We start from the raw sequence: 26835 nt of genomic DNA, 5'->3' as shown, positions 1-26835 counted from the left end.
TTCTCTGGATTCAAACAGGCCCCCGCCCCGACAGGCATTGTGGGGGAGCCAGATTATCGTAGCGTGACCGCTGTCACGGATTCTGCGCGCGACCCGTATCCGGCGTAAAGCCGCTCAATTGGGTGGTGCCGATACCCGCTTCGGGGAGCATGACGGGGATGCCGTCGTCGACCCGGTAGACCACCTGGCCGTCGGTGGTGATGAGGCCCTCGGTGAGGGGTTCGGCCACTTTTTCGCCCGCTACGGTGTCGACCCCGCCGGCACGGATGGCGGCGTTGAGGTTGTCGCGTTCGCCGGCGGTGAGCGGGCGCACGGGGCGTTTGCTGACGGGGCAGCAGAGGATGTCGATGAGGCGCTTGTCCATGGAGCGTGGCCTCGGGGGCCAACCTGCAAAACGGGAATGCCCGTACAATAGCGACTTTTGGATGCTCCGGCCATGATTGAAGGCAACGAGGCGACCGCTCCCCGCGTCGGCGTGGTGATGGGATCGCGTTCGGACTGGGAAACGATGGAGCACGCCTCCTCCATGCTGGCCCGCCTCGGCGTGGTCCACGAGGTGCGGGTGGTCTCGGCCCATCGCACGCCCGACCTGCTCTTCGACTACGCCGCCACGGCCCGCGATCGCGGCATCCAGGTGATCGTCGCCGGTGCCGGCGGCGCGGCCCACCTGCCGGGCATGATCGCCGCCAAGACGCCCCTGCCGGTGTTCGGCGTGCCGGTGCAGTCCAAGGCCCTCAATGGCATGGATTCCCTGCTTTCGATCGCGCAGATGCCCGCCGGCATCCCGGTGGGTACCCTCGCCATCGGGCGGGCGGGCGCCACTAACGCGGCCCTGTTGGCGGCCTCGGTGCTGGCCTTGCACGATCCGGCCATCGCGGCCGCGCTCGATGCTTTCCGCGCCGAACAGACCCAGACCGTACTCGACAACCCGGATCCCCGCGCGTGAATCGCAAGCTTCCCTGCCTGGGCATTCTCGGTGGCGGCCAGCTCGCCCGGATGCTCGCCCTTTCCGCCGCGCCGCTGGGCGTGCGCACACTCGTGGTCGACAACGTCGCCGACGCCTGCGCCGGCCAGGTGACCGAGCTGGTGGTGGCCGATTGGAACGACGACGCCGCGCTGGCCGAATTCGCCCGCCGCGTCGACGTGGTCACCTTCGATTTCGAGAACGTGCCCGCCGCCACGGCCGAGCGCCTCGCCGGTCTGGTGGATGTCTTCCCGAATCCCCGCGCCCTGGCGATCGCCCAGGACCGCCTCAGCGAAAAGACGCTCTTCGGCGAGTGCGGTCTCGCCACCCCCGAATTCGAACCGGTGGACACGCGCGACGATCTCCAGCGCGCGGTGGGGCGCATCGGCCTGCCCGCCGTGCTGAAAACCCGCCGGCTGGGTTACGACGGCAAGGGCCAGTTCCGCCTGAAGACCGAAGCCGACATCGATGCCGCGTGGGCGGCGCTAGGGGAGGCCGCTTCGCGCGTCGGGCTGATTCTCGAGGCCTTCGTGCCGTTCGATTACGAGGTGTCCGTGGTGGCCGTGCGTGGCCGCGACGGCGAGTTCCGCAGTTGGCCGCTCACCCGAAACTGGCACGTCGACGGCGTGCTGTCGCTCAGCCTCGCGCCGTTGCCGGGCTGCACCGACGAACTCGAAGCCTCGGCCAGGGCCCACGCGAAGAAAATCGCCGAGGCCATGGATTACGTGGGCGTGTTCGCCCTCGAACTGTTCGTCCAGGGGGGGAAGTTGCTGGGCAACGAAATGGCGCCTCGGGTGCACAACTCCGGTCACTGGACGATCGAAGGTGCCCATACCAGCCAGTTCGAAAACCACGTGCGCGCCGTCCTGGGCATGCCGCTGGGCGACACCGGCGTGCGCGGCCCCAGTGCCATGCTCAACTGGATCGGCGACATGCCCGATCCCGCCCCCGTGCTTTCGGTGGTCGACGGGCACTGGCACGACTACGGCAAGGAGCCGCGCCCCGGCCGCAAAGTGGGCCACGCCACGATCTGCGCGCCCAACGCGGGAACGCTGCGCGGCCGGCTCGCCGAGGTCGGCGGGCGCCTGGGGCGCGATGCCCAGGTGGCGCCGGCCATCGAGGTGCTGGGATAAAAAAAGCCGGGTCGCGAGACCCGGCTTTTTTCGTTTCGATCCCGGGGATCAGGCCATGTTCTTGGCCGCGAATTCCCAGTTCACGATCGCCCAGAAGTTCTCGAGGTACTTCGGGCGGGCATTGCGGTAGTCGATGTAATAGGCGTGTTCCCACACGTCGGCGGTGAACAGCGGCTTGTCGCTGCCGGTGATCGGCGTGGCCGCGTTGGACGTGTTGACGATGGCCAGCGAGCCGTCGGGGCGCTGCACCAGCCAGGTCCAGCCCGAACCGAAGTTGCCGGCGGCCTGCTTGTTGAATTCCTCCTTGAACTTGTCGATCGAGCCGAACGCCTTGGTCAGCGCGTCGGCCAGCTTGGCGGGCGGTTCGGCCTGCTGCGAGGCGGGACGCATCGAGTGCCAGTAGAAGGTGTGGTTCCAGATCTGCGCGGCGTTGTTGAAGATGCCGCCGGAGGAGGTCTTGACGATGTCCTCCAGGCTCTTGCCCTCGAACTCGGTGCCCTTGACGAGGTTGTTGAGGTTCGTCACATAGGTCTGGTGGTGCTTGCCGTAGTGGAACTCGAGGGTCTCGGCCGAGATGTGCGGCTCCAGGGCATTCTTCTCGTAGGGAAGCGGGGGAAGTTCGAACGCCATTGGCGGACTCCTTAGCGGTGGCTGGGGGAAGAAAAGGGGCAGCGGGGGCTTGGTCGCCGCGCTGCTACACTACGCAACTGTCAGCATTCTAATGATGAAACCCGACCTATGGACGTCGTAGACGAGATCAAGGCCATCGTGGCGGCCCACCCGATCGTGCTTTTCATGAAAGGCACGCCGGAGTACCCCACCTGCGGATTCTCCGACCGGGCGGCGAAGGCGCTCGAGGCGGCCGGCGCCACGTTCCATCCGGTGAACGTGCTGGCCGACCCGCGCATCCGCGCGGGCCTGCCGCACTACTCCAACTGGCCGACGTTTCCGCAGCTGTTCCTGCTAGGAGAATTCATCGGCGGTTGCGACATCGTCGAAGACCTGCATGCGGCGGGTGAACTCAAGCGCATGGCGGCCGACGTGGCAGGGGCCGAGTCGTGAGCGCGCTGCCCTCGGCGCGGCTGCCCGATGGCTGGGCGCCGCAGCCCGGCATGCTGGCCGGCCGCGTCGTCGTCGTCACGGGCGCCACCGGCGGCCTGGGCGGGGAAACGGCGCGGGCGGCCGTGCGCGCCGGCGCCACCGTGGTCATCACCGGCCGCAAGGTGCGTCCGCTGGAAAAACTCTACGACGAACTGGTGGCCCTTGGCGGTCCCGAGCCGGTCATCCACCCCCTCGACCTCGAGAGCGCCACGCCGGCCGACTACGCCGCACTCGCCGACGGCATCGAAAACGAACTGGGACGCCTCGACGGCGTCGTGCACGCCGCGGCGCACTTCAACGAACTGACCCCCATCGCCATGCACAAGCCCGACGACTGGCTGCGCGCGATGCAGGTCAACGTCTCCGCGCCGTTCGCGCTCACCCAGGCCTGCATGCCGCTGCTGGAGCGCACGGGCGACGGTGCCGTGGTGTTCGTGTTCGACGATCCGGACCTTGTGTCGCGCGCCCACTGGGGCGGCTACGGCGTATCCAAGGCGGGCGTCGAACGCATGGCCGCCGTGCTGCACGCGGAAAACGGCCGCGGCACGCTGCGCGTGCATGCCCTGTTGCCGCCGCCCATGCGTACGGCCCTGCGCCGCGCCGCGTACTACGGCGAGAACACGCTTGAACGTCCGCTGCCCACGTCATCGGCCGAGGCCATCGTCTACCTTCTCTCCGCCGCCGGCGCCGATGCGCGCGGCACCATGCTCGATCTTCGCCACGCCCACTGATCCATCGCGCCGCCGGGCGAACGGCGGCGCCGCTCAAGGAGTTCTTTCATGGAAACGCAGATGACGACGTTATCCGCGGGCATCCTGCTGTTCCTCATCATGGATCCGCTGGGCAACATCCCGCTGTTCCTGGCCCTGCTGAAGGACGTGCCTCCGCAGCGCCGCCGCAAGGTGATGGTGCGCGAACTGCTGATCGCGCTGGGCGTGCTGGTCGCGTTCCTGCTCGGGGGCCAGTACATCCTCAAGGTGCTCCAGCTTCGCCAGGAGTCGGTGAGCATCGCCGGCGGCATCGTGCTGTTCCTGATCGGCATCCGCATGGTGTTCCCGCCCGTGGAAGGTGGCGTGTTCGGCAAGCCGGGCGAAGGCGAGCCCTTCATCGTGCCCATGGCCATCCCGGGCGTGGCCGGCCCCTCGGCCATGGCGGCCCTGCTCCTGCTGACCAATTCGCAGCCGGGACGCACGGCGGAGTGGGGCATCGCACTGTTCCTGGCCTGGCTCACCACCTCGGTGATCCTGCTCAGCTCCACCTTCCTGTTCAAATGGCTGGGCGAGAGCGTGCTGACGGCGCTGGAGCGCCTGATGGGCATGCTCCTGATCGCCCTCTCGGTGCAGATGTTCCTCGGCGGCCTCTCCGCTTACCTTCATATCGCGGTCTGACCCCCGGCAGGGGGATCCGTCATGGCACATTGCCGTAGGAACATACGCAACGGTAGGGTAGCTGTCATAATTGCCCGCGAGCATGGGCGGGGGCGGACTTGGGGTCCGTCCCCGGGCATGAGTCAGGCCTCCGGATGGGGGCCATAGAGGACGTTCGAAGGCGCTATGAGAAAACACGACTCCGCACCGGCCCCGTTCGGTAACCACCGTTCGACGTCAAAGGGAGCCTAGATCATGCTGAGCATCGACCAGACCCTGATGGAGCGTCTGCCCTGGCTGGCCCAGCACCCGAAGATCCGCAAGCCGATCACGGGCGTGCTGGAGACGCTGGCCCACGAAGACCGCTTCAACCATACGCTCGCCCACGCCGGTACGGCACTGGGCTTCGAATTCTGCGAAAAGACGCTCGATTACCTGGGCGTCAGTTGCCGCGTCACCGAGCGCGAGCGCGAAAACATTCCCGTCGAAGGCCCGTTGCTGGTCGTCGCCAACCATCCCCTGGGCATGGTAGACGCCATCGCTTTGATCCAGCTGATCGGCTCGGTGCGCCGGGACGTGCGCATCCTGGGCAACGACGTACTGGCCGCCGTGCCCCAGTTGGGCAACCTGCTGCTTCCCGTCGACGTGTTCGGCAAGGGTGCCGCCTCGCGCATGCGCGCGATCTTCCGTTCGATCGAGGCGGGCGAAGTGCTCATCCTCTTTCCGGCCGGCGAAGTCTCGCGCGTGAGCCCGGCGGGCGTGCGCGACGGCAAGTGGTCCGACGGCTTCGCCCGCATCGCGATGCGCACCGGCGTGCCGGTGCTTCCCGTGCACATCCATGCGCGCAATTCCGTGGCGTTCTATGGGCTGTCGATGCTGGCCAAGCCGCTTAGCACGGCCATGCTTCCGCGCGAGGCCACCTCGGGCAAGCAGCGCGTGAGCTTCCGCATCGGCAAGCTGGTGGACGCCGAAGAGCTCAAGCAGGTCAGCGGCGGCTCGTCGGAACAGGCCGCCAAGCTGATGCGCCGGCACGTGTACCGCGTGGCCCGGCAGCGCGGCCTGGTGTTCGGCGGGCAGACCCCGCTGGCGCATCCCGAGCCGATCGAACGCGTGGTGGCCGACCTGGACAAGGCCGAGCTGCTCGCCGAGCTGCCCGACGGCAAGAAGATCCTGCTCATGCAGGGTTCCGATGACAGCGCCGCGCTGCGCGAGATCGGCCGCCTGCGCGAGCTGACCTTCCGCCGCGTGGGCGAGGGCACCGGCAAGCGCCGCGACCTCGACGCCTACGATCCGTATTACGAGCATCTCGTGCTGTGGGACGCCAAGGCGCTGCGGATCGTGGGCGCCTATCGCTTCGGCCACGGCGGCAGGGTGATCGCCGAACGCGGCATGTCCGCGCTCTACACGTCGAGCCTGTTCGACTACTCGCCCGCGCTCGAGTCCCGCCTGTCCCAGGGCCTGGAACTCGGTCGCAGCTTCATCGTGCCTGCCTACTGGCGTTCGCGCTCGCTCGATCACCTCTGGCAGGGCATCGGCCTCTACCTTCAGCGCCACCGCGAGCTGCGCTACCTGTTCGGCCCGGTCAGCATGTCGGTCAGCATGCCGCTCGAAGCCCGCCAGTGGATCGCGGCCGCGCACGAACACTTCTTCGGCGTGCCGGGCTTGGCTACCGCGCGCCAGCCCTTCGTCATTCCCGAGTCGACCATCGACCTGGTTCGCAAGGAACTGGAAGGGCTCGATGCCGCCACCGGCCTGGGCAAGCTGCGCCACCGCCTCGATGCGCTGGGCGTGACCCTGCCGGTGCTCTATCGGCAATACGTCGACTTGGTGGAGCCCGAGGGCGTGCAATTCCTCGGATTCAACGAGGATCCGGACTTCGCCGGTTGCATCGACGGCCTGGTGATGTTGGACCTGGCTTCTCTCAAGCCGGCCAAGCGTTCCCGCTATCTGGGAAAAAATGCTTGAATTTCAAAGGCTGGCGCGGGAAGGGCGCCAGCTCGTGAAAAGTGGTATTTATAAAAGTTGCGTGAAAACGTTACAAAACTGTCATACAATGTCGTTAAAGTGACTTAACAATTGTCGCCGCGGGCTCCACGGAACCGAGCCCTGCCACCCAAGCGCTGACAAAGCCACTTTTGGGGATACCGCCAAGACGCAATGCGCAAGCCCGGCAAACCGCCGGGTATCCGTTCGTCTGGCCCGAATTTTCGTTGCAAGCCACAGGGTCGACCATTAATGAATAGCCGAATCCGCGCCAAACTCCTGCCGTTCGCGATCGCCTCGCTTCTGGCGGCACCCGCGTTCGCCCAGGACACCTCGTCCTCCATCAGCGGCCGCGTCGTCGACGGCAGTGGCCAGCCGGTGGCGAACGCCGACGTGAAGCTCGTCCACGAGCCGTCGGGCACCACCAAGATCGTGCAGACCGACGCCGAAGGCCGTTATGCGGCGCAGGGCCTGCGCGTGGGCGGTCCGTTCGACGTGGTCGTGACCAAGGGCGGCCAGGAAGTCGTCGAGCAGAAGGACGTCTACCTCGCCCTGGGCCAGGTCACCGCGGTGAACCTCGCCGCCCCGGCCGCCGCCGGCGCCAGCGCGCAGACCCTCGAAGGCGTGTCGGTCTCGGCCACCTCGGTCAACCAGACCTTCACCCCGGACAACAAGGGCCTGTCGACGAACATCTCGCGCCAGGAGCTCGAGTCGATTCCGACCCCGGGGCGCTCGATCCAGAACGTGGTGCGCATGGATCCGCGCGTGGTCATCACCGACCGCGCCCGCGGCGAGATCTCGGCCGTGGGCCAGAACAGCCGCTACAACAACATCACCATCGACTCGGTGTCGGCCAACGATCCGTTCGGCCTGAACGCCAACGGCCTGCCGACCCTCGGCACGCCGATCTCGCAGGACGCGATCGAGTCGTACCAGATCTCGACCGCCAACTACGACGTGGCCACCCGCCGCGGTCTCGGCGCGAACGTCAACGCCGTCACCAAGAGCGGTACGAACGACTTTCACGGTTCGGTGTATTACGCGTTCCAGAACCAGAACATGATCGGCGACAACGAACTGGACAAGAAGTACGCCGGTTTCGATCGCCAGTTCACCGCCGGCGGCACGTTCAGCGGTCCGATCATCAAGGACAAGCTGTTCTTCTTCGGCCTGTACGAGAAGAGCAAGCAGATCGGTTCGGGCAGCCCATACGGCCCGTCGGATTCCGGTGCGGCCACCCCGGTCAAGGGCCTGACCAACGCGCAGCTGCAGCAGGTGCGCGACATCGCTTCGCAACTCGGCTTCGGCGACATCGGTTCGGTCGGCGGCGGCAATTCCAACCTGCAGGACAAGCGCTACGTCGGCAAGCTCGACTGGAACATCACCGACAGCCACCGCGCCAGCTTCACCTACAACGAGACGAAGGAAAACAAGCCGGTCATCACCGGTTCGGATACCAAGCTCGTGCTGTCCAGTGGCTGGTACAAGACGGCCGCCGACAACAAGTCGTACGTGCTGCACTTCTATGACGACTGGTCGGACATCTTCTCCAGCGACGCGTATGTGTCGTACTCGAAGTTCCACCAGGACCGCAGCCCGTACAACGGCATCGACATGCCGGACGTGACCGTCTACCCGACCACCTTCGCCAACGGCGGCGCGGTCGAGTTCGGCACGGAGTTCTCCTCGCAGGCCAACGTACTCGACGTGAAGTCGTACAACGCCGCATGGGCGGGCAGCCTCTACCTCGGTGACCACACCATCAAGGGCGGCTTCGACTACGAGAAGGACAAGTACTACAACCTGTTCCTACAGGGCGCGTTCGGCAGCTACACGTTCGAAGAACTGCCGGCCGCCAACGGCGCCAACAACGGCCTGGACAACTTCGCCAACGGCAAGTACTGGAAATACAGCTATAACCGTCCGGCCGCCGGCCTAGGCCTCAACGATGTTGCCGCCGCGTACAGCGTGCAGCAGTGGGGCGTGTTCCTGCAGGATACCTGGCAGGTCACCCCGAACCTGTCGCTGCAGTACGGTTTCCGCGTCGACATCCCGCTGATGAACGACAAGCCGCTGTATAACGCCCGCTATGCCGCTGCGGCGCCGGCGGGTTACGGCCAGACCAACCAGTACACCATCGACGGCCACCGCGTGGTCCAGCCGCGCATGTCGTTCAACTACATGTTCGACACCGAACACATGACGCAGCTGCGTGGCGGTGCCGGCCTGTTCGTGACCAACCAGCCGGCCGTGTGGCTGGGCAACATCTTCTCGAACTCGGGCGTGACCCAGACGCAGTTCGTCTGCGGCCCGACGCAGAGCCCGCCCTGCAACACGCCCGCGACGCTGCCGCCGCTCAGCACCGACCCCGCGCATCAGTTCGACGGTGCCGTCGGCGCCGGTCAGCAGACCGTCAACGTCATTACCAAGGACTGGAACATCCCGACCGCGTGGAAGCTGAGCCTTGGCTTCGACAAGGAACTGCCGTGGTGGGGCCTGGTCGCCAGCGTCGATTACGAACACATCGACCAGCGTGACGCGATCTACTTCAAGAACATCAACCTCGGTGCCCCGACGCTCGTCGGTCCCGACGGCCGCAACCTGTACTGGACCAAGTTCGGCGATCCGAGCAAGGGCGGTGGCACGGCTCGCGCGAATGCCAACAAGTCCTTCTCCGGCTCAAGCATCGAACTGGGCAACACGAGCAAGGGCAAGGCTGAGAGCTTGGCCTTTACGTTGAAGAAGGAGTTCTCCGACAGCTGGTCGGCCATGGCCGGCTTCACCTGGAGCCGTTCGACCGAAGTCAACCCGGGCACCTCCAGCGTCGCCAGCTCGAACTTCAACAACAACTACGTCTACAACGTCAACGAAGACAAGGCCAGCACCTCGAACTACTCGGTGCCGCGCCGCGTGATCGCCGCGTTGACCTGGCGCCACGCCTTCTTCGGTGACTACAACACCACCGCGAGCATGTTCTACGATGGCCACTCGGCCTACCCGTACACGTGGTCGTTCGGTAACGACGCCAACGGCGACGGCATCACCAATAATGACGTGGCGTTCATTCCGACCCGTGGCGGCGTGGAATTCACGCCGGGTACCAGCCAGGCCTTGCAGGACTCGTTCTTCGATTACATCGACCACAACGACTACCTGAAGAAGCACGAAGGCCAGCCGGCCCAGCGCAACGGCGATCGTGCCGGCTGGATCAACCAGATCGACCTGAGCTTCCAGCAGGAAATCCCGGGCATCTTCGGCAAGGACCGCGGCATCGTCAAACTCGACGTCTACAATTTCGGCAACCTGCTGAACAAGCACTGGGGCATCGAAAAGCGCGTGACCTTCCCGGGCGGCCGTGCCCTGGCGGACTACGCGGGCGTGGATCAGCAGAACGGCAAGTACATCTACAACATCACCGGCACCAAGTACTCCAACGGCAATACGTACCAGCCGCTGGCGATCCCGACCTACATCAACAACAACGACGACCTCGCCCAGCGCTGGTCGGTGCTGCTGACCGTCAAGTACACGTTCTAAGCGCGTACCTCCACGTTCGATGCACGAAAGCCGGCCCCGAAAGGGTCGGCTTTTTTCATGGGCCCGGACTTGACCCCCGCCATCGCCGCGCGTGATCCTTAGCGGTCCGCTCCAGATCCCGGGGCGGGGTTCGCCGCTAATTCGCGGTCAGAAGGACACGTAACACCATGAATGCCATCCAGTTCGGGGAGCCGGTCTCCGGCAAGACGGTCAGCGCCCGCGTTTCGCCGGCAGGCGGCCTCGATATCCTCTCCCGCAACGAAGTCGCGCGCCTGCGCGACGCGAGCGGGTCCGGGCTGCATCAACTGCTGCGTCGCTGCGCGCTGGCCGTGCTCACCTCGGGCAACCTCTCCGACGATCCGGGCTCGATCTTCGAGCAGTACCCCGACTTCGACATCCAGGTGCTGCAGGAAGACCGCGGCATCAAGATCGAACTGAAGAACGCGCCCGAACAGGCCTTCGTCGACGGCCGCATCATCCGCGGCATCAACGAACTGCTCGTCGCCGTGGTGCGCGACATCGTCTACGTCTCCACGCAGCTGGAGAGCGGCGGTTTCGACCTCGACGACACCGTGGGCATCACCCATGCCGTGTTCGAGATCCTGCGCAACTCGCGCATCCTGCGTCCGCAGGTCGATCCCAACCTCGTCGTCTGCTGGGGCGGCCACTCGATCTCCCGCGACGAGTACGAATACACCAAGCGGGTGGGTTACCAGCTCGGTCTGCGCGGCCTGGACATCTGCACGGGCTGCGGCCCCGGCGCGATGAAGGGTCCGATGAAGGGCGCGACCATCGCCCACGCCAAGCAGCGTCGCAAGGGTAACCGCTACATCGGCGTGACCGAGCCGGGCATCATCGCCGCGGAGTCGCCGAACCCGATCGTCAACAACCTGGTGATCATGCCGGACATCGAGAAGCGTCTCGAAGCGTTCGTGCGCCTCGGCCACGGCATCATCGTGTTCCCGGGGGGCGTCGGCACGGCGGAAGAAATCCTCTACATGCTCGGTATCCTGCTGTTGCCGCAGAACAAGGGCATTCCGTTCCCGCTGATCTTCACCGGCCCGCAGAAGTCGGCGCCGTACTTCGAGCAGATCGACCGCTTCCTTCGCCTGTGCCTGGGCGACGACGTGTCGAAGCATTACCGCATCATCATCGACGATCCCGCCGCCGTGGCCCATGCGATGGTGTCGGGCATCGACAAGGTGCGCAACCACCGCCTCGACAACAAGGACGCGTTCTTCTTCAACTGGGCGCTGGACATCCCGCTGCCGTTCCAGCAGCCGTTCCGTCCCACGCACGAAGCGATGGGGTCGCTGGCGTTGCATCGCGACCGTCCGCGCCACGAACTGGCGGCCGACCTGCGCCGCGCGTTCTCGGGCATCGTCGCGGGCAACGTCAAGGAGGAGGGCGTGCGCGCCATCGCCGAGCATGGCCCGTTCGTGATCGACGGCGAGGCCGACGTCATGCTCGCCCTCGACGACCTGCTGAAGGCCTTCGTGGAGCAGCATCGCATGAAGCTCCCCGGCGGCACCGCCTATGAGCCCTGCTACGTGGTGCGCACCTGACACGGCCATCCGCCCGCTGAACGTGACGCCGGGGCTTGGCTCCGGCGTCACGCCTTGTAAACGGCCTCCCACGCGACCATGCGACCCGTCCAAACCGACGGAGGGAAGTCCCCATGCTCATCACCATCCTGCTCGTCGTTCTCGTGATCGCGCTCATCGGCGGCCTGCCGACCTGGGGCTACTCGAGCACGTGGGGCTACGGCCCCAGCGGCGGTATCGGCGTTATCCTCGCCATCATCCTCGTGTGCTGGCTGCTCGGCGTTTTCTGATCCCTATGCGTTCGCGGCCGGGTTTCCCCGGCTGCGACGCATGCACGTTCCGTCGCGTACCGTCCGGTCCAGGATGCGCGGCATGGAAGCCTGTTACGAACTCATGCCGCCCTGGGCGGTGACCCGTGGCACACGGAACGCGCTGCGCGACCTTGGCATCGATGCCAGGTCCGCGCTCGGTGCCTACGGCGTATTTCCGCGGATCGAGCCGGGTAGCTATGCGCCCGTGGTCTGCTGCGTCGACGGCCATCCATCCCTGCACGGAAAGCGTTGGGGCATGCTGCCCTCATGGTCGGCCAGACCGTGGCTGGCCTATCGCACCGCGTTCGTCGACGCTCGCACGGTGACGGAACGGCCGGCGTACCGGGAGGCATTCCTCAGCCGTCGCTGCCTCGTTCCCGCCACGGGAATCTTCGTCATGGGCGCGGAAGGCGAGCGAGGGAGTACCTTGCTCGCCCGACCCATAAGGGATCGCCTCATCTGCATGGCGGGAGTGTGGAATCTGTCCGGCGACGGCGTACTCTCGTACACCCTGTTGGCGCGGCACCTCACCACCACGCGCGAACCGGTGGTCGTGCCACCTCACGCATGGTCGGCATGGCTCGCCGGTAACGTGCGGATCGCCCGGGGCGTCCTCGACGACGCGCCGTCGACCGAGCTTCGGTACTATGCGTCGACCTACCGCGCGCCGGTATCGTCGCGTGCCTGGGCGGGAGATGGACAACCCGCCTGAACCACGGAGTCCGTCATGTCGCGTGCCCGCCGCCCCGTTCCCGATACCGAGCGCAAGCCGCCCGGCACGTTCCCACCGCCGACGGACGACGAGCCGGTGAAGCGGCCCGGCCCCGACCCGGACACCGACGGCGAAGCGCCGGAGCACGCATGACGCCATCGCGGGTTCGCTGGCCGGGTGAGATTCTGGGCCGCGACTTCTTCCGGCGCGATCCGCGCCTCGTCGGGCCCGAATTGCTCAACAAGGTGCTGGCCGTCGCCGACGGGCGCGCGGGGCGCGTGGTCGAAGTCGAGGCCTACGTGGGCGCCATCGACCCGGCGGCCCACACGTTCCGTGGCAAGACCGCGCGAAACGCGGTCATGTTCGGCCCGCCGGGCCACATGTATGTCTACTTCACCTACGGCATGCACTGGTGCGCCAACGTCGTCTGCGGCGACGAGGGGGAGGGTTCGGGCGTGTTGTTTCGCGCGCTGGAGCCGGTCGCCGGCATCGAACGGATGCGCGCCGCGCGGCCGAAGGCGAAGAAGGATCGCGAACTGTGTAGCGGCCCGGCGCGGCTCGCCCAGGCGCTGGGCATCACTGGCGAGCAGAACGGCATCGATCTCGTGCGCCCGCGAGAGGGGTACGCGATGCTCGACGATGGCGTGCCCGCGCCGGAAAACGTCCCCGGGTCCGCTCGAATCGGCATTCGTGAAGGCACGGATTTGCTCTGGCGGTGGTACGTCGCGGGGAATCCTCACGTATCCAGGCCCTGAGCGATCGCAGACGCTTGACAGCCCCCTCCCATATCCACAAAATACGTGGCTCCCCGCCCGAATAGCTCAGCCGGTTAGAGCACTTGACTGTTAATCAGGGGGTCGTTGGTTCGAGTCCAACTTCGGGCGCCAGGTTCTTGAAAAGCCGTGCAGCGATGCGCGGCTTTTTCTTTGCGTCGTCGCGGCGTTTTCAGTTTCGCCTTCCCGAACATGACGCGAAGGGCTCGTCTTCGGCGGGCATGACGCGAGCACGCCCCGCCTTGGCGATGACGACACTCAGGGCGAATGCCCGCTTGCCCCGTACGCAGAAGGTGATGGTCTGGTTGTCGCCCGTTCCGCCATCCGGGCCGAAGGACAGCGAGGGACGCGCGTGGGCACTACGCAGGCGTGCATCCAGGGGCTCGCCGCTCGCGGCCCACAAGGGCAGGTATCCGCGTCGCGCTATCCATCCGCCCGCCCAGCCCCGGATGCCTGGGCGGGGCATGACCCGCACCGCTCGAGCGCTGGTCACGGCCTCGAGGCGGGCATGATCGAGGTCGTCGCGCAGCGCTTCGGCAGCGTGGCGGATGCGCCGCCGGTCCAGGGCGTCGGTGAGGGCTGGGACAGCGAGGGCCGCGGTCAGGCCCACGATGACGAGGACGGCGAGAAGTTCGGTAAGGGTGAAGCCTCGATGGGGATGATGGGGCATGGGTTCGGCGCCGTGAAAAGCGCCGAATGCTGGACGTCGAGGTGGGGTGCGGAGTAGGGGTGCGCTGCATCACGTCCCGTAGGCGCCGTCGCTTTAAACTTAGCCTTTGAGCCCGCATATCGTCAGCCATGACCGATCGCTTCCAGCTCGTCTCTCCCTACCAGCCCTCCGGCGACCAGCCCAATGCCATCCGCAAGCTCGTGGACGGCTTCGAGGCGGGCCTAGCCGCCCAGACGCTGCTCGGCGTCACCGGATCGGGCAAGACCTTCACGATCGCGAACGTAGTCGCCCAGGTGCAGAAGCCGACCATCGTGCTGGCGCCGAACAAGACCCTGGCGGCCCAGCTCTATGGCGAATTCAAGGAGTTCTTCCCGCATAACGCGGTGGAGTACTTCGTGAGCTACTACGACTACTACCAGCCGGAGGCCTATGTGGTGGCCTCGGATACCTTCATCGAGAAGGATTCGAGCATCAACGATCACATCGAGCAGATGCGTCTGGCCGCCACCAAGGCGTTGCTGTCGCGGCGGGACTCGCTGATCGTGGCCACCGTGTCGGCCATCTACGGCCTGGGCGACCCGGAGGACTACATGAGTCTCCGCCTGATTCTTTCCCGTGGCGAGCATATCGAGCAACGCGCGCTGATCCGCCAGTTGACGGAGCTGCAATACGTGCGCAACGAGATGGAGCTGCGCCGCGGTACGTATCGCGTGCGTGGCGAAATCATCGACGTGTTCCCGGCGGAGTCGGAAAGCGAAGCCTTGCGCATCGAACTGTTCGACGGCGACGTGGAAAACCTGTCGCTGTTCGATCCGCTCACGGGCGAGGTGCTGCGCAAGGTGCCGCGGTACACCGTCTATCCGAAAACCCATTACGCGACGACACGCCAGAGCGTGCTGAACGCGATGGAGACGATCAAGATCGAGCTTGCCGAGCGGTTGGAGCAGCTATATCGCGACAATAAGCTGGTGGAAGCGCAGCGCCTGGAGCAGCGCACGCGTTTCGACCTGGAGATGATGGCCGAGGTGGGTTTCTGCCAGGGCATCGAGAACTACTCGCGTCACATGACCCGGCGCGGCCCCGGCGAGCCGCCGCCGACGTTGTTCGACTATCTTCCGCCGGACGCGCTGATGGTGGTCGACGAATCGCACGTGACCGTGCCGCAGCTCGGCGCCATGTACAAGGGCGACCGTTCGCGCAAGGAAACCCTCGTGGAGTTCGGTTTCCGCCTCCCGTCCGCCATGGACAACCGTCCCCTGCGCTTCGAGGAATGGGAGCGCCGCAAGCCGCGTGCGATCTACGTGTCCGCCACGCCGGCGAAGTACGAACTGGAACAGGCCGACGACAACATCGTCGAACTCGTGGTGCGTCCGACGGGCCTCATCGATCCCGAGGTGGAAGTGCGCCCCGTGCGCACGCAGGTGGACGACCTGCTCGGCGAGATCCACAAGCGCGTCGCCATGGGCGACCGCGTACTGGTCACCACGCTCACCAAGCGCATGGCCGAAAACCTCACCGACTACCTCTCCGAACACGAGGTGAAGGTGCGCTACCTGCACTCGGACATCGACACCGTCGAGCGCACCGAGATCATCCGCGACCTGCGCCTCGGCGAATTCGACGTGCTGGTGGGCATCAACCTGCTCCGCGAGGGCCTGGACATGCCCGAGGTCTCGCTGGTGGCCGTGCTCGACGCCGACAAGGAAGGCTTCCTGCGTTCCACGCGTTCGCTGATCCAGACCATCGGCCGCGCGGCGCGCAACGTTCGCGGCAAGGCGATTCTCTACGCCGACGAGATCACTGGCTCGATGAAGGAGGCGATGGACGAGACGGCCCGTCGTCGCGAGAAGCAGATGGAGTACAACGCCGCCAACGGCATCACGCCGAAGACGGTGGTCCGGCGTATCGCCGACATCATGGAAGGTGCCCGGGCCGACGTGGGCTCGCGCGGCAAGGGCAGGAAGGGCAAGGAGACGATCCGGAAGGTGGCCGAAGAGGCGGCCGATTACGCCGCCCTCAGCCCCGAGCAGGCAGGCTCCCTGATCAAGAAGCTCGAGGCCCGCATGTACAAGCACGCCCAGAACCTCGAATTCGAGGAGGCCGGCAAGCTCCGTGACGAGATCCACCGCCTCCGGGAAAAGGCCTTGCGCTGATTTTCGGGCCACCCCCCTTGCACGAGGGGGTGGCTGCCGCTAAACTGCGCAGCTCTTCGGGCGGTTAGCTCAGCGGTAGAGCACTACCTTGACATGGTAGGGGTCACAAGTTCGATCCTTGTACCGCCCACCACTTTCCTCCATCGGGAAGTGACCTGAAGAAAGAAAGAAAGGAGCCCTGCGGCTCCTTTTTTATTGCCCCGCTTTTGTTGCCCCGCGTCTGGGCGGGTAAGCGGCGTCAGGCGTCAGCCGCGCACGGCCTCGACCACGTTTGCCAGATCGGTGTGCCCCATCATCCTGAGCAAGACCGCGATGATGGCGACCGTGCAGCTCAGGAAAAAGAGCATGGCGCCACCAAACCATAGGGAAAGCTGTAGCTTCGTTGGAAAGGCATCGAGCTTTTCGAGTTTCGCCATGATCGCTTCGAATTTCGCCTCGAACTTGTCGTCCAGGCCCTTGAACCTCGCGTCCGACCGGCCTTCCGAGCCGTCGAATTTCGCGTTCATGGCATCGAACTTCGCATCCATGGCATCGAACTTCGCATCCATGGCATCGAACTTCGCGTCCATCGCCTCGAACTTCGCTTCGAACTTCGCGTCCATGGCGTCGAACTTCGCATCCATGGCGTGGAATTTCGCGTCCATCGCCTCGAACTTCGCTTCGAATTTCGCGTCCACGGCGTCGAACTTCGCATCGAGCCTCGACTCCATGGATTCGAACCGCGTGTCCACGGCATCGAATCCCGCTTCGGATCTGGCGGACATGCCAGCCAGCGTCGTCTCAATGGAGCCCACGCGGTCGCGGATCACGCGCACGTCGTCGCGCACCTCGTCGAGGTCGCGGCGGACGTATTTCATGTCGACTTCGAGGGTGGCGATTCTGGATTCCATGCCGCCATCATGAGGCGGCTCGCCGGGCGGCACAACGCCACGCTTGGGCTGATCCCATTTCTTCCTGTGTACGGCCATGAACGTCCCTTGTCGGTTGTCGTGTCGCCTTGAGTATTCCCTTAGGAGTCGGCGCGGTATGTCGGCGGTGTCCACGATCCCTTGCCGGTCCGGGGCACAACGCCGCATCCTTCCGTGCTTGCGACCGGCTAAACTGCGGCTTTCCTGGCGGAGTACCCCACGGTGGCCTACCTGATCGTCAAGTCGCTGCACATCGTGTTCGTCATCGCCTGGATGGCCACGGTGTTCTACCTCCCGCGCATCCTGGTGAACGTGACCGAGGTGGCGAACGAGCCCGTAGCGGTCAGGGACCGCCTGCACCTCATGGGCCGACGCCTCTACAAGTTCGGCCACAGCATGTTCGGCATGGCGTTTCTCTTCGGCCTCGTGCTCTGGCTCTATTTCCATATCGCCGGCGGCTGGCTGCACGCCAAGCTCGCGCTCGTGGCGTTGATGTTGGCCTACTTCATCTGGACAGGGCGCCTGCTCAAGCGGAGCGTGGCCGGCGGCACGTTGCCCTCGGGCAAGACGTTGCGCCTTCTCAACGAGCTACCCGTGCTGGTGCTGCTGGCCATCGTCTTCCTCGTGGTCGCCAAGCCGTTCTGACGTCGCACGTCCCGCGACAGCGTTCGTGCACCATCGATGCGGTCCACCGCCTGCGTAAAGGGAACCCTTGAGCGCTACCGATACCATCGCCCCGGGTCTCATGGTCCTCCACGGCAATCGCCTGGAGGAACTGCGCGACGTGCTCGCCGGCTGGCTGCGCCGTACGCCCCTGTCGCCGCTGGAGGACGAGCGCGTGCTGGTGCAGTCCAACGGCATCGCGCAGTGGTTTCGCCTGGCCTTGGCGCGGGGCGTCGACGAGGGCGGCCTCGGCATCGCGGCGGCGGTGGACGTCGAGCTGCCCGGCCGCTTCCTGTGGGATGCCTATCGCGCCGTGCTCGGCCGCGAGGCGGTTCCGCCGGAGTCGCCCTTCGACAAGTCGAGACTGGTCTGGCGCCTGATGCGCCTCTTGCCGTCCGTGGCCCGCGAATCCACCTTCGAGCCGCTCGCGGCGTTCCTCGGCGACGGCAGCGACGCGCGCAAATGCCACCAACTGGCCGAGCGGCTGGCCGACCTCTATGACCAGTACCAGGTCTATCGCGCCGACTGGCTGCACGACTGGGCGCGCGGCGACGACGTCCTTCGCGATGCGCGGGGCGGCGCGCCGTCCATGGCGCCGGCCGATCGCTGGCAGGCGGCGCTCTGGCGCCGGCTGCTCGACGACGTGGGGCCGGGGGAAGCGGAAAGCCATCGTGCCGCCGTCCATGCGCGGTTCCTCGAGGCGGTGGAGCATGGCGGCGAACGACCGGCCACGCTGCCGAGGCGCATCGTGGTGTTCGGCATGTCATCGCTGCCGCGACAGACGCTGGAAGCGCTGTCGGCGCTGTCGCGCTGGTCCCAGGTGCTGCTGGTGGTGATGAATCCCTGCCGCCATTACTGGGCCGACATCGTCGACGATCGCGAGTTGCTGCGCGCGGAACGACGTCGCCAACAGGCGAAGCCGGGCATGCCGTCCATGCCGTCGGCCGAAGACATGCATCTGCATGCCCACCCCTTGCTCGCTTCGTGGGGCAAGCAGGGGCGCGACTACATCCGGCTGCTCGACGAGTTCGACCATCCGGAAACGTACCGGGAGCGGTTCAGCGCGTGGGACCAGCGCATCGATCTCTTCGTGGAGCCTTCCGGTGCGAACCTGCTGGGGCAGGTGCAACAGGCGATCCTCGACCTGGAGCCGTTGCCCGCCGAACCCGCGACCTGGGCCGCCGGCGACACGTCCATCGTTTTCCACGTCGCGCATTCACCGCAGCGCGAGGTGGAGATCCTCCACGATCAGTTGCTGGCACGTTTCGAAGCCACGGCGAGGGCGGGCGATCCGATCCATCCGCGCGACGTGATCGTCATGGTGCCCGACATCGAAACCTACGGCCCGCACATCGATGCCGTGTTCGGCCGCGTGCCGCGCGACGACCCGCGTTACGTGCCGTACAGCGTGGCCGATCGCGCCTCGCGCGGTAGCGTGCCGCTGGTGATGGCGCTAGACATGCTGCTGGGGCTGACCGAATCGCGCTTCGGAGCGGGCGAACTGGCCGATCTCCTCGACGTGCCCGCGGTGCGCAAACGCCTCGGGTTCGGCGACGACGATCTTCCGTTGCTGCATCGCTGGGTGGAGGGGGCGGGTATACGCTGGGGCCTCGATGCCTCGCAGCGCGCATCGCTCGGCCTGCCGGCCCTGGAGCAGAACACCTGGGCCTTCGGGCTCCGGCGCATGCTGCTCGGTTATGCGGTGGGCAACGGCGAAGCCTGGGGCGACATCGAGCCTTATGGCGAGGTCGGCGGCCTGGATGCCCATCTGATCGGCCCCCTGGCCGAACTGCTCGACCGGCTGGGACGCCATTGGCGCGCCTTGGCCGAGCGCGTTTCGCCCGCGGCATGGGCGACGCGCCTGCGGGTGTTGCTGCGCGATTTCTTCGAGCCGTCCGACGCCGAAGACCGCATGCGCCTGCAGCGCCTGCACGAGGCCCTCGATGCCTGGGAAACCGCTTGCGCCGGCGCGGGCTTCGACGAGCCCTTGCCCGTCGACGTGGTGCGTGAGGCCTGGCTGGGGCAGATCGACGACGGTGGCCTTTCCAAGCGATTCCTCGCCGGGGCGGTGAGTTTCGGCACGCTGATGCCGATGCGCGCCATCCCGTTTCGTCTGGTATGCCTGCTGGGCATGAACGACGGCGACTATCCCCGCGCCCGGCCGCCGATGGACTTCGACCTGATGTCCCGCAGGGGCGCGTGGCGCCCCGGTGATCGTTCCCGTCGCGAGGACGACCGCTATCTCTTCCTCGAGGCCTTGCTTTCGGCGCGCGACGCGCTGCACATCGGTTGGGTGGGGCGCAGCGTGCGCGACAACAGCGAACGCGCGCCGTCGGTGCTCGTGGGCCAGTTGCGCGACTACCTCGACGCCGGTTGGCGCGCGGAAGACGGCGGGAGCATCCTCGACGACCTCACCGTCATGCACCCCCTGCAACCGTTCGGCCGTGCGTATTTCCAGGCGGGCGATCCTCGCCTGTTCACCTACGCCGACGAATGGCGCGAAGCGCATGGCCGACGGGACCGAATCCCGGACGCCATGCTTCCACCTGTGTCGGTCGAACGACCGATCGCGCTTGCCGTGCTGCGCCGTTTCCTGCGCCATCCCGTCCGCGAGTTCTTCCAGGCCCGGCTCGGTGTGCGCTTCGACGCGCCGGATGTCGCCAGCGAGGAACTGGAGCCATTCGCGCTCGATGGCCTGGATCGCTTCGCCATGACGGACACGCTGCTGCGCGCCGCAAGGCGGGACGAGAGCGAGGCGAGCCTCGCGATCGACGCCGCCGCCGCGCGTCTCCAGCGTGCCGGCGCGCTGCCCATGGGCGGCTTTGCCGCATCCGCGCGACGCGATCTCACCGACGTGGCGGCGTCCGTGCATGCACGCGTCGCCGCCGAGCGCAGGGCCTGGCCCCTCGACGCCGGCAAGCGCGAAATCCGCCTGGATATCGACGGCATCGTCATCGAAGACTGGCCGTCCGACCTGCGCGCGGATGCCGAGGGGCATCTCGCGGCCCTGTTGCCGTCGCCGTCGGGCGTACTCGATGCCGACGGCTCGCCGCGCGCGCATCGTCTCGTGATGCCGTGGATCGATCACCTCGTCGCCCAGGCGGCGGGGATGCCCGTGGAAACCCGCTACGTCGGTCCCGATGCGACCGTCGTCATGTCGCCGATCGACGCGCATGAGGCGCGGGCGATGCTCGCCGTCCTGTTGAACGAATGGCGCGAAGGCATGGCCCGGCCGCTTCCCGTCGCGGTGCGTACGGCGCTCGCGTGGCTGGCGGGGGATGTCGACGACGCCCCCCGGCGCGCGCGGGCCGCCTACGAAGGCCTGAGCGACCGCATGCGCGGCGAGGTGGACGGCGATCCTTACCTTGCGCGCGCCTGGCCGGATTTCGACGCGTTGGCGGGTGCCGGTTTCGCCGAACACCTGGCGCCTTACCGGGATTTCCTGTCCGCCCTGCGCGTGGAGCCGGCATGAACGCCGCCGTGGAGACGTTGAATCCGCTGGACATGCCGCTGGACGGCGTGCGCCTCATCGAGGCCAGCGCCGGCACCGGCAAGACCTGGACCATCGCCGCGCTCTACGTGCGCGCGGTGCTGGGTCACGGCATGGCGCAGCCGCTGTTGCCGCCGCAGGTGCTGGTGGTGACCTTCACGGAGGCGGCCACGCAGGAACTGCGCGAGCGCATCCGCGCGCGGCTGGTGGAGGCTTCGCGCGCTTTCCGCCAGGGGCGCGGAGGCGACGCCTTCCTCGGGGGACTGCTCGCCGGTCTTCCCGCCGACTCGCATGCCGCCTGCGCGCGCCGTCTCGAACTGGCCGCCCAATGGATGGACGAGGCGGCGATCTTCACCATCCACGGCTGGAGCCAGCGCATGCTGGTCCAGCACGCCTTCGGCAGTGGCCATGCGTTCGCGGAGACCCTGGAGCCGGACGAGACCGAACTGCTTGCCGACGGCGTGCGCGACTACTGGCGACAGGCGTTCTATCCACTCGATGAGGCCGGACTGGCGCCCGTGCTGGAAGCATGGACCACGCCGGACGCCTTGTTGTCGGACCTCAGGCCGCTGTTGTTCGGCGGCGAGGCCGCGTTGCGCGTCAATGGCGAGCCGCTGGCCGACGGTGCGGCGATCGGCGATGTCATCGATCGGCGTCGTGCATGGGACGAGGAGGACCGCCGTCGTCTCGACGCCGCCGCCGCGTCATGGCTGGCCGACGCGGAGCGCATCGAGGGGATCCTCGTCGAGGCGGTGCGCGACAAGGTGCTGCACAACGGTTGGTACAAGCCCGACCGCATGCCCGCCGACATGGCCGCGATGCGCCGTTGGGCGGCGACGCGCGACGCCGCCGGCTTCGACATCGCGCGCTATGGCCTGTCGCGCCTGGCCAAGGCCACGGGCAAGGGCAAGGCGCGCCCGGAGCATCCGGCGTTCGCCGCGCTGGAGCACTGGAACGAATGGCAAGCGGGCAAGGTCGACGTGCGCCACGCGATCCTCGCCGATGCCCTCCCGTGGGTGCGCGAGCGTTTCGCCGCGCAGAAGCGCCGCCGTGCGCAGATCGGCTTCGACGACCTGCTGCTGAGGCTGGATGCGGCGCTGGCGTCGCCCTCGGGCGACACCCTGGGGGCGACGATCCGGCAGCAATATCCGCTGGCGCTCATCGACGAATTCCAGGATACCGACCCGCTGCAGTACCGTATCTTCCAGGCGGTCTACGCGAACGCGCCGGATACGGGCCTGCTGCTTATCGGCGATCCCAAGCAGGCGATCTACGCCTTCCGCGGCGCCGACATCCACACGTACCTCGCTGCGCGCACGCACGCACGGTCCCCGCATTACGGCCTGGATACCAACCATCGCTCCAGCCTGGGCATGGTCGAGGCGGTGAATGCCGTGTTCGCCCATGCCGAATCGCACGCGACCGGCGCGTTTCATTTCGCCGATCGCGGCCTGCCATTCGTGCCGGTGAAGGCGCGGGGCAGGGCGGAGCGTTTCGTGTTCGACGGCGAAGCGCAACCGGCCCTCCGCTTCTGGCTGCTCGACGACGAGGCGCCGATCGGCGTGCGCGCCTATCGCGACCAGATGGCCGCCGCCTGCGCGAGCGGGATCGTGCGCCTGCTGGAGGCGGCGAAGGTAGGACGCTGCGGATTCCTGACGGATGACGGTCGCCTGCAGGCGCTCGTGCCCGCCGACATCGCCATCCTCGTGCGCAGCCACAACGAGGCACGGGAAATCCGCGATGCGCTGGATGCGCGCGACGTGCGCAGTGTCTTTCTTTCCGATCGCGATTCGGTACTCGACAGCGTCGAGGCCGTCGACGTGTCGTTCTGGTTGCGCGCGGTGGCGGAGCCTTCGTCCGACACGGCGATGCGCGCCGCGCTGGCGACGCGCACGCTGGACCTCGGTTACGGCGAGCTGGAACGGCTCAACACCGACGAGGGCCACTGGGAGCGGCGTGGCCAGCAATTCTTCGCCTTGCGCGAGGTCTGGCGGAAGTCGGGCGTGCTGGCGATGCTGCATCGCCTGCTGCACGATTTCGACCTGCCCGGGCGCCTGCTCGGCGCGAAGGGGGGTGAGCGCAGCCTCACCAACCTGCTGCACCTGGCCGAGCTGTTGCAGCAGGCGGCGTCGACCATCGAAGGCGAGCAGGCGCTCATCCGTCATCTCGCCGAGCGCATCGCCGATCGTGCCGGCCATACCGGCGACGAGCAGATCGTGCGCCTGGAGAGCGACGACGACCTGGTGAAGGTGGTGACCATCCACAAATCCAAGGGGCTGGAATACCCGCTGGTATTCCTGCCCTTCGTCTGTGGCGCGGGCGGCCTGCGCGCGGGACAGGGCTATCGCTACCACGACGGCGAGGGCTCGCGGATCGAATTGCTCTCCGCCAGCAACGATGCCGCGGGCGATGCGGTTCGCGAGGCGAAGGAAGCCGCCGAGCGGGCGGCGCTGCAGGAAGACCTGCGCCTGCTCTACGTCGCCATGACCCGTGCGCGCCATGCGTGCTGGATGGGCGTCGCGCCGGTCTGCTACAACGCGGCGCGCAAACCGCAGGTGCATCGTTCGGCGTTCGGCCACCTGCTGGCGGGCGGTGCCGAAATCGACAACGGCATGCTGGAGGGCCTCCTGCGACGCATGGCGGGCGATAGCGAGGCGATCGCCGTGGAGTACATGCCCGCGCCGTCCGACGATCGCTACTCGCCGCCGCGGGTCGATTCGCGGCCGTCGCCGGCGCGCGTGCCGGTGGCCGTGCGTGCCGAGCCGTGGCGCATCGCCAGCTACAGCGGTCTGCGCTACGACGAGGCGGTGGCGCCGGAGACGGCGGCCGACGACGTCATCGTGGAATACGACGCCGAAGCGGTGGTGGAGCCCTTGCGTGCCGAGACGATCCACGGCTTTCCGCGCGGCGCGGACGCAGGCACGTTCCTGCACGACCTGCTCGAATGGATCGCGGAAGAGGGCTTTTCCGCCATCGCCGCGGACCCCGCGCGGCTGCGCGACATGATCGCGCGCCGTTGCGAACGCCAGGGCTGGACGCACTGGATCGACGTACTCCATGCATGGCTGCAGTCCCTGCTTCACACGCCGCTGGCCTTGCCCGGCGGCGATGCCTTCGCGCTCGCCGCGCTGGGCGACCCGTCGCGCTACCGTGCCGAACTCGAATTCCTTTTCGAGGCGCGCCACGTGGATACCCTGGCGCTGGATCGCATCGTGCGCGAGCACACCCTGGACGGCGAACCTCGCATGGCCTTGTCGTCCGATCGCGTGAACGGCATGCTCAAGGGGTTCATCGATCTCATCGTGGAACACGAAGGGCGCTGGTACGTGATCGACTACAAGTCGAACTGGCTGGGTACCGATGAGCGTGCCTATACGCCTGCGGCGATGCGCCGCTCGATCCTGGGATCGCGCTACGAACTGCAATACGCGCTCTACCTGCTCGCGCTGCATCGCTTGCTTCGTTCCCGATTGGGCCACGATTACGATTACGACCGCCATGTCGGCGGCGCCGTGTATCTCTACCTGCGCGGCGTCGACGGCGACGGCCACGGCGTGCACGTGGAGCGGCCGACGAAGGCGATGATCGATGCGCTCGACGTGTTGTTCGACGGAGGGCGCGCATGAGCCTCGACATCGACACCTGGCTCGACGTCGCCGTGGAAGAAGGGCGCCTGCGTCCCATCGACCGCGCCTTCGCGCGTTTCCTGGCGACGCTCGACGCGTCGGCGGGACCGCGTGTACTCGCGGCTGCCGCGCTCGCGAGCCGCGAGTTGGGCGACGGCCATATCTGCATCGATGTCGAGGCGCTCGGGCAGATGGAGCCCTGGCTCGTCGACGCGACGGACTGGCTCACGGGCTCGCCCCTGGTGGCGGGTCCGGCGGGCGATCCCGCCGCGCCGCTGGTATGGGATGGCGGGCTGCTTTACCTGCGCCGGTTCTGGCGCGACGAGGTTCGCGTGGCCGAGGCCATCGTGGGCCGCCTGGCGCCGGCCGATACGCCCGTCGAACTGAAAGACGAGCTGTCGCGCCTTTTTCCCGGCGACGGCGGTACGCCCGATTGGCAGAAGATCGCCTGCGCCGTCGCCGCCCGCGGTACCTTCACCGTGATCACCGGCGGCCCCGGCACGGGCAAGACCACCACGGTGGTGCGACTGCTCGGTCTGTGGCAGACCCTGGCCCATCGCCGTGGCGAGCCGCGACTGCGTATCCGACTGGCCGCACCGACCGGCAAGGCGGCGGCCCGTCTCAATGCCTCCATCGCGGGGCAGATCGAGCGACTGGACGTCGATCCGGCGGTGAAGCAGGCGATTCCCGCCGAGGTCGCCACCTTGCACCGGTTGCTCGGCAGCCGTCCCGACAGCCGCGCGTTCCGTCACGATCGCGACGATCCCCTCCACCTCGACGTGCTCGTGATCGACGAAGCGTCGATGATCGACCTCGAACTCATGGCCGCGACGCTCGATGCCCTGCCCGCCGGGGCGCGCCTGGTGCTGTTGGGCGACAAGGACCAGCTGTCGTCCGTGGAGGCCGGTGCCGTACTGGGCGATCTCTGCGCCCGTGCCGATGCGGGGCACTATGACGCCGACACCTGGCGCTGGCTCGCCGCCGTCTGCGGCATGGACGTGTCGCCCTGGCGCGACGGGGATGCCCGAGCCCTCGACCAGCGCGTGGTGATGCTGCGGCACAGCCACCGTTTCGGCGCGAAAAGCGGCATCGGTGAACTCGCTTCGGCGATCAACCGCGGCGACCCGGCGGCGGCCCGCCGCGCGTTCGAGTCGTCCATGGGTGACATCGCCATGCATGCGCCTTCGGCGGCGGCCATCGCGACGCTCGCCATCGAAGGACGGGACGGGGCGCCGGGCTATCGTGCCTGGTTCGACTGGATCGAACGCGAACGGCCCGCGGCCGACGCGCCTTTCGCTTCCTTCGAGGCATGGGGCTCCCGGGCATTGCGTGCCCATGCGCGCTTCCAGTTGCTCTGCGCGTCCCGCCACGGCGATCACGGCGTCGTGGGGCAGAACGAGCGCATCGCGCGGGGACTGGTCGAGCGCGGCTACGTCGATGCGGGGCGCGACTGGTACGAAGGCCGCCCGGTGATGGTCACCCGCAACGACTACGCGCTGGGGCTGATGAACGGCGATGTCGGCGTTACGTTGTGGATTCCCGACGGGCAGGGCGGCATGGCCTTGCGCGTGGCTTTCGGCTTGCTGGATGAGCACGGCCGTGAGCGCGTGCGCTTCGTCGTGCCCAGCCGACTGGCCGCCGTCGACACGGTGTATGCGATGACGGTGCACAAATCGCAGGGCTCCGAGTTCGAGCACACCGCCCTGGCGTTGCCGGCAGAGCCCTCACCGGTGCTGACGCGGGAGTTGCTCTATACGGGCGTGACCCGTGCGCGGACGCATTTCACGCTGCTGGCAGGAGGCGACATCGTGGCGTATGCCGTCGGCAGGAAAACGAAGCGGGCATCCGGTTTGCTCCGTCGCCTGCTCTGACGCCCATCGCGGACAGGGGCCGCTCCCAC

The 26835-nt window shown here is 67.0% G+C and carries 21 protein-coding genes and 2 tRNA genes; 19 read left to right on the top strand and 4 right to left on the bottom strand.

Features of this window, described 5'->3' with window-relative positions:
• Positions 1-73 precede the first annotated feature (73 nt).
• Positions 74-364, bottom strand: a complete 291-nt coding sequence (locus L2Y94_RS15695; protein WP_247368521.1) for a Trm112 family protein — start codon at positions 362-364, stop codon at positions 74-76.
• 72 nt (positions 365-436) lie between these two features.
• Here L2Y94_RS15695 and purE point away from each other — a divergent pair, with 72 nt between their 5' ends.
• Together purE and L2Y94_RS15685 are read left to right on the top strand one after the other, a co-directional pair.
• Positions 437-946, top strand: coding sequence for a 5-(carboxyamino)imidazole ribonucleotide mutase (gene purE, locus L2Y94_RS15690; RefSeq protein WP_144909745.1), 510 nt, complete (start codon positions 437-439; stop codon positions 944-946).
• A gap of 50 nt (positions 947-996) precedes the next feature.
• Positions 997-2097, top strand: coding sequence for a 5-(carboxyamino)imidazole ribonucleotide synthase (locus tag L2Y94_RS15685; protein WP_247375284.1), 1101 nt, complete (start codon positions 997-999; stop codon positions 2095-2097).
• Between the two features lie 48 nt (positions 2098-2145).
• Here the strand turns inward: L2Y94_RS15685 and L2Y94_RS15680 are convergent, their stop codons facing one another.
• Positions 2146-2727 (bottom strand): Fe-Mn family superoxide dismutase, encoded by a 582-nt coding sequence (locus L2Y94_RS15680; RefSeq protein WP_247368518.1) that lies wholly within the window; start codon positions 2725-2727, stop codon positions 2146-2148.
• A gap of 108 nt (positions 2728-2835) precedes the next feature.
• On the opposite strand from L2Y94_RS15680, the gene grxD reads away from it, so the two are divergent.
• The 11 genes from grxD to L2Y94_RS15625 all read left to right on the top strand — a co-directional run bounded on the left by grxD (position 2836) and on the right by L2Y94_RS15625 (position 13539).
• Complete coding sequence (grxD, locus tag L2Y94_RS15675) at positions 2836-3159, top strand: Grx4 family monothiol glutaredoxin (protein WP_247368516.1); 324 nt, start codon at positions 2836-2838, stop codon at positions 3157-3159.
• Positions 3156-3929 carry an SDR family NAD(P)-dependent oxidoreductase gene (locus L2Y94_RS15670; protein ID WP_247368513.1) on the top strand — a complete coding sequence of 258 codons (774 nt, stop codon included), beginning with the start codon at positions 3156-3158 and terminating at the stop codon, positions 3927-3929. The genes grxD and L2Y94_RS15670 overlap by 4 nt, the downstream gene beginning before the upstream one ends.
• Before the next feature lie 60 nt (positions 3930-3989).
• Entirely contained in the window at positions 3990-4586 is a 597-nt protein-coding gene (locus L2Y94_RS15665; RefSeq protein ID WP_144910555.1) for a YhgN family NAAT transporter, read from the top strand.
• A 234-nt stretch (positions 4587-4820) separates the two neighbouring features.
• Positions 4821-6530, top strand: coding sequence for a bifunctional ornithine lipid synthase OlsF (gene olsF, locus L2Y94_RS15660; RefSeq protein ID WP_247368510.1), 1710 nt, complete (start codon positions 4821-4823; stop codon positions 6528-6530).
• Positions 6531-6800: 270 nt separating this feature from the next.
• On the top strand, positions 6801-10085 hold the full coding sequence (locus L2Y94_RS15655; RefSeq protein WP_247368507.1) for a TonB-dependent receptor: 3285 nt from the start codon (positions 6801-6803) through the stop codon (positions 10083-10085).
• A 167-nt stretch (positions 10086-10252) separates the two neighbouring features.
• Positions 10253-11650 (top strand): nucleotide 5'-monophosphate nucleosidase PpnN, encoded by a 1398-nt coding sequence (gene ppnN, locus L2Y94_RS15650; RefSeq protein WP_247368504.1) that lies wholly within the window; start codon positions 10253-10255, stop codon positions 11648-11650.
• Positions 11651-11763: 113 nt separating this feature from the next.
• Positions 11764-11919 (top strand): DUF3309 domain-containing protein, encoded by a 156-nt coding sequence (locus L2Y94_RS15645; protein ID WP_144909760.1) that lies wholly within the window; start codon positions 11764-11766, stop codon positions 11917-11919.
• Positions 11920-12001: 82 nt separating this feature from the next.
• Positions 12002-12652, top strand: coding sequence for an SOS response-associated peptidase family protein (locus tag L2Y94_RS15640; RefSeq protein WP_247368502.1), 651 nt, complete (start codon positions 12002-12004; stop codon positions 12650-12652).
• A gap of 15 nt (positions 12653-12667) precedes the next feature.
• Positions 12668-12805 carry a hypothetical protein gene (locus tag L2Y94_RS15635; protein WP_247368483.1) on the top strand — a complete coding sequence of 46 codons (138 nt, stop codon included), beginning with the start codon at positions 12668-12670 and terminating at the stop codon, positions 12803-12805.
• Positions 12802-13407 carry a DNA-3-methyladenine glycosylase gene (locus L2Y94_RS15630; protein WP_247368464.1) on the top strand — a complete coding sequence of 202 codons (606 nt, stop codon included), beginning with the start codon at positions 12802-12804 and terminating at the stop codon, positions 13405-13407. The genes L2Y94_RS15635 and L2Y94_RS15630 overlap by 4 nt, the downstream gene beginning before the upstream one ends.
• Positions 13408-13462: 55 nt before the next feature.
• Positions 13463-13539 (top strand) — tRNA-Asn (locus tag L2Y94_RS15625).
• A 58-nt stretch (positions 13540-13597) separates the two neighbouring features.
• Here the strand turns inward: L2Y94_RS15625 and L2Y94_RS21450 are convergent.
• On the bottom strand, positions 13598-14095 hold the full coding sequence (locus L2Y94_RS21450; protein ID WP_425602408.1) for a GspH/FimT family pseudopilin: 498 nt from the start codon (positions 14093-14095) through the stop codon (positions 13598-13600).
• Between the two features lie 128 nt (positions 14096-14223).
• Between L2Y94_RS21450 and uvrB the strand changes: the two genes are divergently transcribed.
• On the top strand, positions 14224-16248 hold the full coding sequence (gene uvrB, locus L2Y94_RS15610) for an excinuclease ABC subunit UvrB (RefSeq protein WP_247368462.1): 2025 nt from the start codon (positions 14224-14226) through the stop codon (positions 16246-16248).
• A 58-nt stretch (positions 16249-16306) separates the two neighbouring features.
• Positions 16307-16381, top strand: a tRNA-Val gene (locus L2Y94_RS15605).
• 112 nt (positions 16382-16493) lie between these two features.
• Here the strand turns inward: L2Y94_RS15605 and L2Y94_RS15600 are convergent.
• A complete protein-coding gene (locus L2Y94_RS15600; protein WP_247368461.1) occupies positions 16494-17216 on the bottom strand; it encodes a YggN family protein in 723 nt (240 codons plus the stop codon).
• 213 nt (positions 17217-17429) lie between these two features.
• Here L2Y94_RS15600 and L2Y94_RS15595 point away from each other — a divergent pair, with 213 nt between their 5' ends.
• The 4 genes from L2Y94_RS15595 (at position 17430) to recD (ending at position 26806) form a co-directional block, all read left to right on the top strand.
• Entirely contained in the window at positions 17430-17801 is a 372-nt protein-coding gene (locus L2Y94_RS15595; RefSeq protein WP_247375280.1) for a CopD family protein, read from the top strand.
• A gap of 67 nt (positions 17802-17868) precedes the next feature.
• A complete protein-coding gene (gene recC / locus L2Y94_RS15590) occupies positions 17869-21291 on the top strand; it encodes an exodeoxyribonuclease V subunit gamma (RefSeq protein WP_247368458.1) in 3423 nt (1140 codons plus the stop codon).
• Positions 21288-24935 carry an exodeoxyribonuclease V subunit beta gene (gene recB / locus L2Y94_RS15585; protein ID WP_247368456.1) on the top strand — a complete coding sequence of 1216 codons (3648 nt, stop codon included), beginning with the start codon at positions 21288-21290 and terminating at the stop codon, positions 24933-24935. Before recC ends, recB begins: the two co-directional genes overlap by 4 nt.
• On the top strand, positions 24932-26806 hold the full coding sequence (gene recD / locus L2Y94_RS15580) for an exodeoxyribonuclease V subunit alpha (protein ID WP_247368440.1): 1875 nt from the start codon (positions 24932-24934) through the stop codon (positions 26804-26806). Before recB ends, recD begins: the two co-directional genes overlap by 4 nt.
• Positions 26807-26835 lie beyond the last annotated feature (29 nt).

Source organism: Luteibacter aegosomatis (assembly GCF_023078455.1).
Taxonomy (GTDB): Bacteria; Pseudomonadota; Gammaproteobacteria; order Xanthomonadales; family Rhodanobacteraceae; genus Luteibacter; species Luteibacter aegosomatis.
Note: the sequence above shows the minus strand (reverse complement) of the source record. Positions and strands in the feature narration are given on the sequence as shown.

What these genes read in the sequence shown, in the direction of transcription:
- L2Y94_RS15640 (WP_247368502.1), top strand. Translation starts at nt 12,002, where the DNA reads ATGGAAGCCTGTTACGAACTCATGCCGCCCTGGGCGGTGACCCGTGGC.
- L2Y94_RS15665 (WP_144910555.1), top strand. Translation starts at nt 3,990, where the DNA reads ATGACGACGTTATCCGCGGGCATCCTGCTGTTCCTCATCATGGATCCG.
- ppnN (WP_247368504.1), top strand. Translation starts at nt 10,253, where the DNA reads ATGAATGCCATCCAGTTCGGGGAGCCGGTCTCCGGCAAGACGGTCAGC.
- L2Y94_RS15695 (WP_247368521.1), bottom strand. Translation starts at nt 364, where the DNA reads ATGGACAAGCGCCTCATCGACATCCTCTGCTGCCCCGTCAGCAAACGC.
- L2Y94_RS15655 (WP_247368507.1), top strand. Translation starts at nt 6,801, where the DNA reads ATGAATAGCCGAATCCGCGCCAAACTCCTGCCGTTCGCGATCGCCTCG.
- recD (WP_247368440.1), top strand. Translation starts at nt 24,932, where the DNA reads ATGAGCCTCGACATCGACACCTGGCTCGACGTCGCCGTGGAAGAAGGG.
- L2Y94_RS21450 (WP_425602408.1), bottom strand. Translation starts at nt 14,095, where the DNA reads ATGCCCCATCATCCCCATCGAGGCTTCACCCTTACCGAACTTCTCGCC.
- L2Y94_RS15595 (WP_247375280.1), top strand. Translation starts at nt 17,430, where the DNA reads ATGGCCACGGTGTTCTACCTCCCGCGCATCCTGGTGAACGTGACCGAG.
- grxD (WP_247368516.1), top strand. Translation starts at nt 2,836, where the DNA reads ATGGACGTCGTAGACGAGATCAAGGCCATCGTGGCGGCCCACCCGATC.
- L2Y94_RS15645 (WP_144909760.1), top strand. Translation starts at nt 11,764, where the DNA reads ATGCTCATCACCATCCTGCTCGTCGTTCTCGTGATCGCGCTCATCGGC.
- L2Y94_RS15635 (WP_247368483.1), top strand. Translation starts at nt 12,668, where the DNA reads ATGTCGCGTGCCCGCCGCCCCGTTCCCGATACCGAGCGCAAGCCGCCC.
- olsF (WP_247368510.1), top strand. Translation starts at nt 4,821, where the DNA reads ATGCTGAGCATCGACCAGACCCTGATGGAGCGTCTGCCCTGGCTGGCC.
- uvrB (WP_247368462.1), top strand. Translation starts at nt 14,224, where the DNA reads ATGACCGATCGCTTCCAGCTCGTCTCTCCCTACCAGCCCTCCGGCGAC.
- purE (WP_144909745.1), top strand. Translation starts at nt 437, where the DNA reads ATGATTGAAGGCAACGAGGCGACCGCTCCCCGCGTCGGCGTGGTGATG.
- L2Y94_RS15685 (WP_247375284.1), top strand. Translation starts at nt 997, where the DNA reads ATGCTCGCCCTTTCCGCCGCGCCGCTGGGCGTGCGCACACTCGTGGTC.
- L2Y94_RS15600 (WP_247368461.1), bottom strand. Translation starts at nt 17,216, where the DNA reads ATGGCCGTACACAGGAAGAAATGGGATCAGCCCAAGCGTGGCGTTGTG.
- recB (WP_247368456.1), top strand. Translation starts at nt 21,288, where the DNA reads ATGAACGCCGCCGTGGAGACGTTGAATCCGCTGGACATGCCGCTGGAC.
- L2Y94_RS15680 (WP_247368518.1), bottom strand. Translation starts at nt 2,727, where the DNA reads ATGGCGTTCGAACTTCCCCCGCTTCCCTACGAGAAGAATGCCCTGGAG.
- L2Y94_RS15630 (WP_247368464.1), top strand. Translation starts at nt 12,802, where the DNA reads ATGACGCCATCGCGGGTTCGCTGGCCGGGTGAGATTCTGGGCCGCGAC.